General features: G+C 61.2%; 10 protein-coding genes. 3 read left to right on the top strand and 7 right to left on the bottom strand.

Going from position 1 to position 12116, the window contains the following annotated elements:
- Nucleotides 1-17 precede the first annotated feature (17 nt).
- From ACGSLL_RS16325 to ACGSLL_RS16315, 3 genes are read left to right on the top strand one after another with little or no spacing between them, the layout of a single operon-like run.
- Nucleotides 18-1454 carry a TolC family outer membrane protein gene (locus ACGSLL_RS16325; RefSeq protein WP_394507097.1) on the top strand — a complete coding sequence of 479 codons (1437 nt, stop codon included), beginning with the start codon at nucleotides 18-20 and terminating at the stop codon, nucleotides 1452-1454.
- The gene (locus tag ACGSLL_RS16320; RefSeq protein WP_394507096.1) at nucleotides 1451-3613 is read left to right on the top strand and encodes a type I secretion system permease/ATPase; all 2163 of its coding nucleotides are present in this window, start codon (nucleotides 1451-1453) and stop codon (nucleotides 3611-3613) included. Before ACGSLL_RS16325 ends, ACGSLL_RS16320 begins: the two co-directional genes overlap by 4 nt.
- A 5-nt stretch (nucleotides 3614-3618) precedes the next feature.
- Entirely contained in the window at nucleotides 3619-4806 is a 1188-nt protein-coding gene (locus ACGSLL_RS16315) for an HlyD family type I secretion periplasmic adaptor subunit (RefSeq protein ID WP_394507142.1), read from the top strand.
- On the opposite strand, the gene ACGSLL_RS16310 is transcribed toward ACGSLL_RS16315, so the two are convergent.
- The 7 genes from ACGSLL_RS16310 to ACGSLL_RS16280 form a co-directional block, all read right to left on the bottom strand.
- Complete coding sequence (locus ACGSLL_RS16310; protein WP_394507141.1) at nucleotides 4807-5427, bottom strand: trypsin-like peptidase domain-containing protein; 621 nt, start codon at nucleotides 5425-5427, stop codon at nucleotides 4807-4809.
- Nucleotides 5428-5682: 255 nt separating this feature from the next.
- The gene (locus tag ACGSLL_RS16305) at nucleotides 5683-6042 is read right to left on the bottom strand and encodes a DUF6124 family protein (protein WP_394507095.1); all 360 of its coding nucleotides are present in this window, start codon (nucleotides 6040-6042) and stop codon (nucleotides 5683-5685) included.
- A 121-nt stretch (nucleotides 6043-6163) separates the two neighbouring features.
- Entirely contained in the window at nucleotides 6164-6535 is a 372-nt protein-coding gene (locus tag ACGSLL_RS16300; protein ID WP_394507094.1) for a DUF6124 family protein, read from the bottom strand.
- Between the two features lie 475 nt (nucleotides 6536-7010).
- The gene (locus ACGSLL_RS16295) at nucleotides 7011-7364 is read right to left on the bottom strand and encodes a DUF6572 domain-containing protein (RefSeq protein WP_394507093.1); all 354 of its coding nucleotides are present in this window, start codon (nucleotides 7362-7364) and stop codon (nucleotides 7011-7013) included.
- A gap of 62 nt (nucleotides 7365-7426) precedes the next feature.
- A complete protein-coding gene (locus ACGSLL_RS16290) occupies nucleotides 7427-7765 on the bottom strand; it encodes a DUF6572 domain-containing protein (protein ID WP_203421895.1) in 339 nt (112 codons plus the stop codon).
- 82 nt (nucleotides 7766-7847) lie between these two features.
- Nucleotides 7848-10937: an efflux RND transporter permease subunit gene (locus ACGSLL_RS16285; RefSeq protein ID WP_394507092.1), complete on the bottom strand. Its 3090-nt coding sequence runs from the start codon at nucleotides 10935-10937 to the stop codon at nucleotides 7848-7850.
- The gene (locus ACGSLL_RS16280; protein WP_394507091.1) at nucleotides 10934-12043 is read right to left on the bottom strand and encodes an efflux RND transporter periplasmic adaptor subunit; all 1110 of its coding nucleotides are present in this window, start codon (nucleotides 12041-12043) and stop codon (nucleotides 10934-10936) included. Before ACGSLL_RS16280 ends, ACGSLL_RS16285 begins: the two co-directional genes overlap by 4 nt.
- Nucleotides 12044-12116: the final 73 nt, after the last annotated feature.

Below are 12116 nucleotides of genomic sequence, written 5' to 3'. Positions count from 1 at the left end.
AACAGTAAGGGAAGTCTGTGGAGTCAGTTTTTCGCCAGAAATGGCCGGTGGTCTTGCTGACCATCGGCCTCTACCCCGCGTTCACCGGCGGCGTTCGCGCCGACGACAATCTCGACAGTAGCTTGCGCAGCATCAGCCCAGCGCAACTGCAACAACCGGCAGGCAATGACCGCCATAAGCGCCCTGCCCCCGCTTCGAAGGCGTCCGCCGCTACGGACGCCTTGGGCCTGGAACAAGCCGTGCGCCTGGCCGTGGACTGGCATCCACGCATCGGCGAAGCCATCGGCACGCTGTTTCAGCAAGGCGAAGGTGTCAACGTCGCCGAGTCCGGTTATTACCCGCAGGTCAGCGGCGGCATCAAGGGCGGTTACACCAGCGGTTACGGCAGCGATGCCAGCAGCCAGTCAGTGAACATTTCCCTCAAGCAGATGCTCTACGACTTCGGCAAGGTGTCCAGTTCGGTTGACGCGGCCCGCGCGCGGGTGGCGCGCAGTCAGGCCGGGATTTTGCTGGCGATCGATGACGTGGCCCGCGACACCGCCAAGGCCTACATCGAAGTGCAGCGTTATCAACGTCTGCTTGAGGTTGCCCGCGAACAGATTCAAGGCATCGGCGGCATCGTCGATCTGGCCAGGCAGCGCAGCGACATGGGCGCCAGCACCCGCTCCGATATGGTCCAGGCGCAATCTCGCGCCGAGGGCGCGACCGCGACGTTGCAGGAATTCAAGGCGCAGTACGCGCGCTGGCAAGCGACCCTGACCAGTTTGCTCGGTCGCCGCACTCCCCCAGCAGTCAGCGACGCCGCCGCGCCGACGCTGACTCAGGCCTGTGACGCCTCGCAGATCTCCGACACCCTGCCCGCCGTCCTGCAAGCCGCCGCGCAACGCACCCAGGCCCAGGCCGAACTGGCACAGGCCAAGGCCGAAGCCTACCCGACCCTGTCGCTGCAACCGTCGGTCAATCAATACCTCGACGACCACTACGACGATCAGAACTCGCGGGCCGATCGCACCCAGGTCGGGATCTTCCTCAACCTCGAAGTGCCGATCTATCAGGGCGGCGCCATCAGCGCCCGCAGCCGCGCTGCCGGGCATGCCTTGACCGCCGCGGACTCAGCCGAAGACTTCGCCCGACTGCAAGCCCGCCAAGGGCTGGCGGAAGCACAGGCGCAGACCTCGGGCCTGAACCGGCGGCTGCGCTCGCTGGAATTTCGCCAGACCAGCATCACCGAGGCGCGCATGTTGTATGGCCGCCAGTACCTGGAACTGGGCACGCGGCCGCTGCTGGACTTGCTCAACGCCGAGCAGGAAATCCACCAGTCGCGCTTCGATCTGGTCAACACCCAGGCCGATCTGCAACGCCTGCAGATCGATTGCTTCTACAACAGCGGGGCGATTCGCCGGGTCTTCGGCATCGACCACAGCACCATCCAGAATGTCGAGATCCTGCCATGACCGACGCCAGCATCACTATTCCTGAACCCGTGGCTGCCGAGGCGCGGGAAGATTATTCGCCGTGGCTGGAAGCGGTGCTCAAGGTCGCCCACCATTACCGCCTCGATGTTTCACCGGAAAGCGTGCGCCTGGCTTCAGTGCACAGCGAAGGTCGCGTCGAAGAAGTCGTCCGGCATATGGCACGGCAGGCCGGGCTCAGCGTCAAGTTCGCGGTGTTCGACAACAAGAGTCTGAACCGTTGGCGCACGCCGCTGGTGGTGCAGCTGCGCGACGGCCAAATCGGCGTGTTGGAAAGCATCGGCGAGACCGGCGAACTGGGCATCTGCTTCAGTGGCGATCAAGGCTTGCAGAGCCGGATGGACGCGGCCGTGCTTGCCGAACAGGCACTGCGCACGGTGATTTTGCGCCCGACCCAACCGGTCTCAGACGTGCGCACCAACGATTACATCAAACCCTACGACGAGCACTGGTTCCGCCGCATCGTCCTCACTGACTTGCGACCGTACACCCAGGTGATGATCGCCTCGCTGGTGGCCAATCTGCTGGGCATGGCCGGCGTGCTGTTTTCGATGCAGGTGTACGACCGGGTGATTCCAGCCGAGTCGCTGCCGACGCTTTACGTGTTGTTTGGCGGGGTGATGCTGGCGCTGCTGTTCGATTTCGTCATGCGCATTCTGCGGCTGCGTATCACCGATGTGCTCGGTAAGCGTGCTGACTTGCGGGTGTCCGATCTGGTGTTCGGTCATGCGCTGCGTCTGCGCAATTCCGCCCGGCCGAAGTCCACCGGCTCGTTCATTTCGCAACTGCGCGAGCTGGAGCAGATCCGCGACCTGATCACCTCCAGCACCGCCACGGCGCTGGCCGACATGCCGTTTTTTCTGCTGTTCCTGCTGGTGTTCTATTTGATCGGAGGGCCGCTGGTGCTGATTCCGCTGGTGGCGCTGGTGTTCATGCTGTTGCCGGGCATCATTGCGCAACCGCGTCTGGCCAAACTGGCCAATGCCTCGATGCGCGAAGCCGCCCTGCGCAATGCGATGCTGGTGGAAAGCATTCAGGGCCTCGACGACATCAAGGCGCTGCAGGCCGAGCAGCGTTTCCAGCAACAATGGAATCAGTACAACGCCGCCTCGGCAGACAGCAGCCTGCGTTTGCGCACCCTGACCAACAGCCTCGTGGCCTGGACGCAGAATGTGCAGGGTGGCGTGTTTGCGGTGGTGATCGTGTTCGGCGCGCCGATGGTGATTGCCGGCGACCTGACCACCGGCAGCCTCGTTGCGGCGTCGATTCTGTCGTCACGGATGATGGGGCCGATGGCGCAACTGACTCATGTGCTCACCCGTTGGCAGCAAGCCAAGGTCGCGCTGGAAGGCTTGAACCGGATCATGCAGATGCCGGTCGATCATCCCGAAGGCAGCCAGCGCGTGCACCTGCCGGCGATTCGTGGCGACTACCGAATGCGCCAGGCGAGTTTCCGCTACAGCGAAGAATCGGCCCCGGCGCTCAACGCCATCGACCTGACCATCCGCCCCGGCGAGCGCATCGCCCTGCTCGGCCGCAACGGCGCCGGCAAGTCGACGTTGCTGCAGGCGCTGGGCGGTGCGATGGACCTGAGCAGCGGTGAAACCACGCTGGACGGCATCGCCATGGCGCATCTCGATCCGGCCGACCTGCGCCGTGACGTCGGCCTGCTGTCGCAACAGGCGCGGCTGTTTCACGGCACCCTGCGCGACAACATCACCCTTGGCGCCGGGCAGGCCAGCGATCAGGAAATCATCGCGGCGTTGAACGTTACCGGTGCGCTTGAGTTCGTCCGTCAGTTGCCCAAAGGCATGGATCATCTGGTGCTTGAAGGCGGCCTCGGTTTGTCCGGCGGGCAGCGCCAGAGCCTGTTGCTGTCGCGCTTGTTGCTGCGTCAGCCGCAGGTGCTGTTGCTGGACGAACCGACGGCGGCGCTGGATGACGTCACCGAGCGTTTGCTGCTGGAAAAACTCGCGACCTGGACCCAGCGCCGCACGCTGGTGGTCGCCACGCACCGGGTCAGTGTGTTGCAACTGGTCGAGCGGATCATCGTCCTCGACAACGGGCGCATCGTCATCGATGACCATCGCGACGCAGCACTGGCGCGGTTGCGCGCCCCCGGCAAAGGAGTAGCGGTATGAAAACCATGATGACTGACGTGCCGGGCCCGATGTCCTACCTCGACGGCCGCGACGAGCGCGCCATCGCCGGGGGTGCCAAAGTTATCTGGGGCTGCGCGCTGATGCTCGCTTGCTTTATCGCTTGGGCGGCGTGGTTTGAAGTGGTCGAAGTCTCGACCGGCACCGGCAAGGTCGTGCCGAGTTCTCGCGAACAGGTAATCCAGTCGATGGAGGGCGGCATTCTCGAACAGCTCCATGTCAGCGAAGGCGCTATGGTCGAACGCGGGCAGATTCTCGCCCAGCTAGACCCGGTGAAGAATCAGTCCAACGTCGGCGAAAGCGCGGCCAAGTACCGCGCGGCGCTGGCCAGCGTCAATCGCTTGCAAGCCGAAGTCAGCGAAAAACCGCTGACGTTCGATCCCTCGCTGCAGGACTTTCCCGAGCTGATCCGCGCCGAAACCGAGCTGTTCCAGACCCGCCGCAAAGGCCTGGCGGAAACCCTCGACGGCATTCAGAGTTCGTTGAAACTGGTGCGCAGCGAACTGGCGATCACCGAAAACCTGGCGAAGATCGGCGCTTCGAGCCGGGTCGAAGTGTTGCGCCTGACCCGCCAGCGCTCCGAACTTGAATTGAAAGCCACCGAAGCGCGTTCCGATTACATGGTGCGCGCCCGCGAAGATCTGGCCAAAGCCAACGCAGAGGCGCAGATGCTCGAAGCGGTGATCCGGGGTCGCACCGACTCACTGTCACGCCTGACCCTGCGCTCGCCAGTGCGCGGGATCGTCAAGGACATCGAAGTCAGCACCATCGGCGGCGTGATCGCGCCCAACGGTCAGGTCATGCAGATCGTGCCGCTCGATGAACAACTGCTGATCGAGACGCGCATCTCGCCGCGCGATATTGCCTTCATTCATCCGGGCCAGGCGGCCAAGGTCAAGATCACCGCTTACGACTATTCAATCTATGGCAGCCTCGACGGCGAAGTGGTGACGATCTCCCCGGACACCATTCAGGACGAAGCCAAACCGGAGATTTTCTACTACCGCGTGTTCATCCGCACCGCCTCGGATGAACTGCGCAACAAGGCCGGCAAACGCTTCGCCATCGTCCCCGGAATGATCGCCACGGTGGACATTCGCACCGGCGAAAAAACCGTGCTCGACTACCTGATCAAACCGCTCAACCGCGCCCGCGAAGCGTTGCGCGAACGCTGATCAGCGGCTGGCCAGCTTGGTCGCCGGCGGCACGCTCGGCGCGAGGCTGGCCTGATAGCGCGTCCACTCGCGATTGATTTCCGAGTAGGGCAGGAAAATGCTCACCCGCGGTTGATCAAGCAGGTCTTTACGCTTGAGGCGGCTAACGTCATCACGAGTGAGAAACGCCACATTGATGCCGACCACCTTGCCGTCGGCGGAAAACACCGGCCCGCCGGACATGCCCTTGGCCAGCGCGCCATTGTGCGTACCGTAAAGCACGTTGCCCTCTTTGACGTCGAGACGAACCATCGCCGGCAACGCCTGGCCGGTGCCCTTGACCGACATGTACAGCGAATTGAAGCCCACCGACGTCAGCTCCTCGCCCGGCTTGTAGCCACGCCACGCCGGCACGCTGCCGGCCTTGTGCCGGAAGAATTGCACGTCGGCCTGGCCCTGGAAAACCGCGCCCGACAGGTAAGGAATGTGCTTCACCGTCACGGCGTAATCTTCATTCCACTGCACAGCCGAACCCATCAGCACGTAAGGCAAAGGCGCGCCGGAGTGAACGACAAAGGCTTGGTCTAAAACAGGATCCTGAACAAAAGCGACTGGCATTCCATTGCACCCGCTGAGCAGCATCGACGCTGCAACAAGTGACTTGAGGGGGCGCATTTTCGGCACATCATGAAGTGAGGGATGGTGCTGCAATATGTCATTGCGCCATCATTTCTGGCAATAGGCTGAGACTACCGTTTGTCTACTAGCGATATAGTGAGTCAATGATTGGATCCAAGGCTGGACACCGCTCCGATGGTTGGCCTTGAAGTCTGGCAATAGACCTCCTATGGTCAGACTTGCCGTGCGAGTGTTGCCCCCGCACGGCGAGACGTTGACTTACTGCGGCGGCACGGCGTTATCCAACGCCCTGTTCACCGCTAACTCCCCGAGCATGACGATCTGTGCAATGCCCAACAGCGCATTGCGGTTCGACCCTTCCAGCATGCCGGCAAAATTGCCGAGCAAGACAGTCGCCGACGCCAGGGACTCGCTGGCGTTGGCCAGCAAGGTTTCCATGTCGGACTGCGGGTTGATCATGAACAGCTCGTTGGGGCTGTACGGGGTGGCCATGATTTGCGCGGGCACCAGGTAATGGTCGAGCGCGCGTTCGGCGGCTTCGTGGAGCTTTCTGGAATCGAACGATTCGTAAGGCGACGCCGGGTCTGTGACTGGCGGCTTGGGAGGTGTCTTGGACATCAACTGGAACTCCTTGTAAATCCTGCAGGCGGCTTTTGAGCAGGCATCCTGCCTCGCTGTCATGGCCGTAACGACTGGTGGGCAGTGAGGGCCAGGCCCTCACTGGTGGGCGCTGCGCACGTCAGCTCGGCGTGCGGCGGGCATCCAATACCCGGTTGACGATGAGCTCGCTGAGCATGATCACCTGCTGCAGGATCAGCATCGACCGCCGCTGAGGGCTCTCGATGTTGCCGCCGATGTCGCGGGCCATCTCACCGGCGGCCGCCAATGTTTCGCAGGCTTCGACGAGCAGCGTTTCTTCATCCACCGTGGGGTCGATGAGGAAGATTCTGCCGGTCTTGCGCGAAGGAATGGAGGTTTTCAGCGTTTCGGGGTTTAGATAGAAATTGATGGCGCGGTTGGTTGCCTCTTTTATCTTCTGAGGTTCCAGCGCGGGATCGTACGGGATCGGACCGGCATCGGTTTCCGGAGGGTTGGGCGTTACTTTGAACATAGATGAATCTCGTATCGAAGTAGATAACGAGCCATCACCCACGCTACCAAACGATGGGTGGCGGCCATGCGCGGGTTGGTAGACCGGTCGATACGCAACCCGGCGCTCACGAATGAGCCCCACGCATGCCCACCATATAAAGCTCAGCCACAAAAAAGAGGCTGAATAAGGTGGCGCCTTACGGCGATATCGAAACGGGCTACCAAACCCGATCACTGTTTCGCAGTGACAGGGACACGATATAGCCCGACCGATAGCCGTGTAAGCCGGCGGATTCTGAAGCACGCGTAGGCAGCGACGCAAGGCGCTGTAGCCTTTATGGCGTAACAGTTGGTGTAATTTAAACGCGTGCGATTTGTCGTGTTTAAGCACGACAAATCGTGATATCCGGCTTGTTTAATTTACCGTCAGTAAAGCGTTCGGCAGCCCTGTTCTCGTTAGCCGCACTTGGCGCCGGCACGATAGGCGTCCATACCTAGTGAGGAGCTGCCAAGTCCTCTTTGAGCACGAATTCAATAGCAATTCCTACGCCTCTGAGTATTTCGGTCACGCGCGTAATGAAGGCCTCCGCTTGCTCGGGCAGCTCATAGAGGCCATTGATACGAATCTTCGGTTTTTTACCTTTTGCTGACGGGTAACTTTCCAATAATTCGTCGCTTTCAATGAAGGCGATGTAGGTGTTGATCTTTTCTTGCAGCAACAAAAGATGCTCACCCTGCTGGACCCTATCGCCCCACTCCAAGTGATCGGTGATGACGAGTACGACGGTGTCGGGTTCCCATTCGAGCAACGCGATGATGTCGACGACTTTTGTTTCGCTAATGGACATGTCTACTCTTTCAGGCACATGCGGCAGCACGAGTGTGGCCCGCGGGAATGATCGCGCCGCAATTATTCCGCTTTGAGCACAAATTCAAATCCAATTCCGACTTCCTTCAGGGTCGCGGCCACGCTATCTACAAACAACTCGCCCTGCTCGGGCAGCTCATATTTACCCTGCACACGGATAACGGGCGACTTGCCGAGCGCACCGGGTATCTCGGTGTAAATTTCACCGCTCTCGATGAAGGCGATGTAATTATTGATCTTCTCTTGCAGCACAAGCAGGTGTTCACCTTGTTGGGTCTTGTCACCCCATTCAAGATGATCAGCAATACCCAGAATGATTTTGTTGTTGTCCCACTTTGGGATGCCCCACATGTCGATGGTTTTGGCGTCTGTTACAGACATTTCAGTTCCTTGGTTTCGTTATGTTTGCGGCGGTTGGCGGGACCAGTATCCCGCCGGAAGCCACACCGCGAATTCATCCTTTCTAAATCATTTCCACCCTTTCCGCCTGCCCCTCCTTCCCAGCCCGAATCCTGAACCAGATCGCATACATCGCCGGCAAGAACACCAACGTAATAATCGTCCCGACAAACGTGCCGCCAATCAGCGTGTACGCCAGCGTGCCCCAGAACACCGAGTGCGTCAGCGGGATGAACGCCAGAATGGCCGCCAGTGCGGTCAATAGCACCGGCCTTGCCCGTTGCACGGTGGCTTCGACCACGGCGTCGAAAGGCGCGAGGCCTTCTTGTTCGTTGTGATGAATCTGCCCGATCAGAATCAGCGTGTTGCGCATCAGAATCCCCGACAGCGCAATCAATCCGACCAGTGCGTTGATGCCGAATGGCTGGTTGAAGATCAGCAGCGTCGGCACCACGCCGATCAAGCCTAATGGCGAGGTGAGGAAGACCATGATCATCGCCGAGATCGAGCGCACCTGGACGATGATGATCAGCAGCGTCACGGCGATCATGATCGGCAGCAGCGGCAGGATCGCTTTGCCGGCCTTGCCGGATTCCTCGATGGCGCCCGCCTGTTCAATCCGGTAACCGGAAGGCAGTTGCGCAATGATCGGCTGCAATTGCTGAATGATCACCCCGGAGACGTCCGGTGGCTGCAAGCCTTCGGCGATGTCGCCGCGCACGGTGATGGTCGGGGTGCGATCGCGGCGCCGCAGGATCGGATCTTCCATGCGCACTTCGACCTTGCCGATCTGTGAAAGCGGAACGCGCTGCCCCGCTGCGCCGACCAGGGTGAAGCCTTCGATCTGCGACGGGTCTAGGCGAATGTTGCCCGCCGCACGGCCAACCACCTGCACCGAACGAATGTCTTCACGCACTGCGGTAATCGGCACGCCGCTGAGCAAGAACTGCAACTGCTGAGCCACGGTGCTGGACGTCAGCCCGACCGCCTGCAAGCGATCCTGATCGAGGTTGAAATGCAGCGTCGGCGTCAGCGGTCCCCAGTCGGTGTTGACGGTGCGCATCATCGGGCTGTCCTGCATCACGCTGCGGACCTGCTCGGCGATGTCGCGCAATCTGGCCGGATCAGGGCCCATTACTCGATAAGCCACCGGGAACGGCGAATACGGGCCGAAGACGATTTGCGTGGCACGCACGCGCGCTTCGGGGGCAAGGCCTTGAGCCACCGCTTCGCGCAAACGCAACTTGAGGGTTTCGCGGGCGTCCTGGCTGTCCGTCAGCACGACGATCTTGGCGAATGACGGGTCCGGCAACTCGGGTGCCATGGCCAGGAAAAACCGTGGCGCACCCTGGCCGATATAGGCCGTGACGATTTTCGCCTCCGGCTGTTTTTGCAGCCACGCCTCGACTTTGGCTGTGGCGGCGCTGGTCTGCTCGATCGCGGTGCCGTAGGGCATTTGCACTTCGATCATCACTTCAGGACGGTCAGAAGTCGGGAAGAACTGCTTCTTCACCAATCCCATGCCCGGAATCGCGACGACAAACAGCGCGACAACCGTGCCGGCCACCAGCCATTTACGGGTGATCACCCACGCCAGAATCTTGCGGAAACGGTTATAGCGCGGCGTGTCGTAGATCGCCGCGTGCCCGCCTTCGACTGGCTTGATGTCCGGCAACAACTTCACCCCCAGATACGGCGTGAAAGCCACCGCAACCACCCACGAAGCGATCAACGCGATGCCGACAATCCAGAACATGTTGCTGGTGTATTCGCCCGCTGTGGACTGGGCGAAACCGTTCGGCAAAAAGCCTATCGCCGTCACCAGCGTACCGGCCAGCATCGGCGCTGCGGTATGGCTCCAGGCATAGGCCGAGGCTTTGATGCGGTCGTAGCCCTCCTCCATTTTCACCACCATCATTTCGATGGCGATGATCGCGTCATCGACCAGCAAGCCCAGCGCGAGAATCAACGAGCCGAGGGTGATCCGGTCGAAGTTTTTGCCGGTGGCGGCCATCACCACAAACACGATCGCCAGGGTCAACGGCACCGCCGCGGCGACCACCACGCCGACGCGCCAGCCCATACTGAGGAAGCACACCAGCATCACCACCAGCAGCGCGACGAAGAACTTGACCATGAACTCGCCGACCGCCGAGTCGATATTCACCGCCTGATCGGTGACTTTCGAAAGGGTCATGCCTAAAGGCATTTCTTCGTTGATTTTGAGCGTTTCGGCATCCAGCGCTTTGCCCAGATCCAGACCGTTCCAGCCCTCGCGCATGATCACGCCGAGCAATAACGCTTCCTCGCCGTTGTTGCGCACCAGAAAGGTTGCCGGGTCTTCGTAGCCGCGCTCGACCGTAGCCACATCGGAAAGCATCAAGGTGCGCCCCTGCGCGACAACCGGCGTGTCACGGATTTTCTGCAAGGTGTCGAACGCACCGTCGACCCGCAGAAAAATCTCCGGCCCTTTGGTTTCTACCGATCCGGCGGGCGTCAGCACGTTCTGATTGTTCAGTGCAGCGAAGATGTCCTGCGGCGATAAGCCCAGCGTCGCCAGGCGATCATGGGAAAACGAGACGAAGATGCGTTCGGCTTGCTCTCCGATGATGTTGACCTTTTTCACCCCCGGCACATGCAACAGGCGCTGACGCAATGCCTCCGCATCGCGCACCAGCAAACGCTGCGGCTCGCCCTTGGCTTTCAGGGCAAACAGCGCGAACGTCACGTCGGAGAACTCGTCGTTGACCATCGGCCCGATAACACCAGCCGGCAGTTTGATCGCTTCGTCGTCGAGCTTCTTGCGTGCCTGATAGAACTCTTCCTGCACTTGTGACGGTGGTGTGCTGTCGAGCAGCGACACTACGGTGAACGCCAGCCCTGGGCGAGTGTAGGTTTCCGAGCGGTCGTACCACTTCAGTTCCTGCAAACGCTTTTCCAGCGGTTCGGCGACCTGATCCTGCATCTCCTGCGCGGTCGCGCCCGGCCATGCGGTGATGACGGTTAATTGCTTGACGGTAAACGGTGGGTCTTCGGCCCGGCCCAATTTGAAGAACGCCAGGGTGCCGGCGACGGCGATCAGAAAAATCAGGAACACCGTGATAGCGCGTTGGTGCACGGCAATGGCGGAAAGGTTGAATCGACCCTCGCTCATGGACGACTCCCGGCAACCTGGGCTTCATCGCCGCCCAATAATCGAACGTCCTCGCCTTCGTGCAGCAGATGCGCGCCGAGCGCAACGATCGGCTCACCGACACTGAGTTCGCCAGCGATGCGTGCCGAATCGTCACTCAACCCCAACACCTCGACAGCGCGCCAGGTCACTTTCGCTGGTGTACCGGCAATGGCCCACACGCCGGGGCCTTTGCCTGGGTTGTACAGCGCCGCGATCGGAACCTTCAGCGCCTGTTTTTGTGCGGAACCTTGGGCGATATCAACGGTGACGGTCGAACCGATCGGCGCATTGGCGAGTTTGCCTTCGAGCACATAGCGCGCCTCGAATGTGCGAGTTGTGACGTCGGCCGAGTCGGACAGCAGGCGCAGTCTGGCGTTGACCGCCGTCGCCGAATCGCCATAGAGCTTTGCCTGAGCGGTCGAGCCCGCGAGCGGGCGCAAGGTCTCCGGCAGATGAACGATGGCTTCGCGCTGACCTGCGCGCGCCAGTCGAACCACCGGTTGCCCCGGGCTGACGACCTGCCCCGGCTCGACGAGGGTTTCCACCACCACACCGTCGGCGTCCGCCACCAGCACCGCATAACCCGAGGCGTTGCGCGCGACGTCCGCTTGGGCGACAGCGGCACTGAGTTGCGCCCTGGCGCTGTCGGCGGTGGCTTTGATCTGATCGTAGGCCGAGGCCGAAATAGCGCCGGCGGCGACGAGTTCGCGGTTGCGCACTTCGTCATCGGCAGTCTGTTTGGCCCGGGCCCGGGCGGCGGTGACCGCTTCTTGCTGCGCTCGCGCCTGCAGGCCAAGGTCGATCGGGTCGAGGCGCATCAGCGGCTGCCCGCGCTTGACCGTCTGACCGGTGTCGACCAGACGCTCAAGCACCTTGCCCGAGACGCGAAAGCCCAGGTCGCCCTGCACCCGCGCCGCCACCACACCGGTGAATGACCGCGAGCCATCCTCGGCAAGCTGCACGACCGCCGACCTCACCAGCGGCGCGAGGGTGCGCGGATCTTTCGTCGTGGCAGCATCACCGCACGCCGTCAGGACGAGGGGCAGCACACAGGCTGCGAAGGGAAAGGGTCTGAGCCGGCGCATGGAATTCCTTTACTAAAATAGGATGATCATCATATTCTCAGCCTTGTGACCAATATCGTCAACAGTCACTAAC

Source organism: Pseudomonas retamae (genome assembly GCF_043496865.1).
GTDB classification, from domain to species: domain Bacteria; phylum Pseudomonadota; class Gammaproteobacteria; order Pseudomonadales; family Pseudomonadaceae; genus Aquipseudomonas; species Aquipseudomonas retamae.
This window is presented reverse-complemented; position numbering and strand designations above follow the sequence as displayed.

What these genes read in the sequence shown, in the direction of transcription:
- ACGSLL_RS16280 (WP_394507091.1), bottom strand. Translation starts at nt 12,043, where the DNA reads ATGCGCCGGCTCAGACCCTTTCCCTTCGCAGCCTGTGTGCTGCCCCTC.
- ACGSLL_RS16285 (WP_394507092.1), bottom strand. Translation starts at nt 10,937, where the DNA reads ATGAGCGAGGGTCGATTCAACCTTTCCGCCATTGCCGTGCACCAACGC.
- ACGSLL_RS16315 (WP_394507142.1), top strand. Translation starts at nt 3,619, where the DNA reads ATGATGACTGACGTGCCGGGCCCGATGTCCTACCTCGACGGCCGCGAC.
- ACGSLL_RS16290 (WP_203421895.1), bottom strand. Translation starts at nt 7,765, where the DNA reads ATGTCTGTAACAGACGCCAAAACCATCGACATGTGGGGCATCCCAAAG.
- ACGSLL_RS16295 (WP_394507093.1), bottom strand. Translation starts at nt 7,364, where the DNA reads ATGTCCATTAGCGAAACAAAAGTCGTCGACATCATCGCGTTGCTCGAA.
- ACGSLL_RS16310 (WP_394507141.1), bottom strand. Translation starts at nt 5,427, where the DNA reads ATGCTGCTCAGCGGGTGCAATGGAATGCCAGTCGCTTTTGTTCAGGAT.
- ACGSLL_RS16305 (WP_394507095.1), bottom strand. Translation starts at nt 6,042, where the DNA reads ATGTCCAAGACACCTCCCAAGCCGCCAGTCACAGACCCGGCGTCGCCT.
- ACGSLL_RS16300 (WP_394507094.1), bottom strand. Translation starts at nt 6,535, where the DNA reads ATGTTCAAAGTAACGCCCAACCCTCCGGAAACCGATGCCGGTCCGATC.
- ACGSLL_RS16320 (WP_394507096.1), top strand. Translation starts at nt 1,451, where the DNA reads ATGACCGACGCCAGCATCACTATTCCTGAACCCGTGGCTGCCGAGGCG.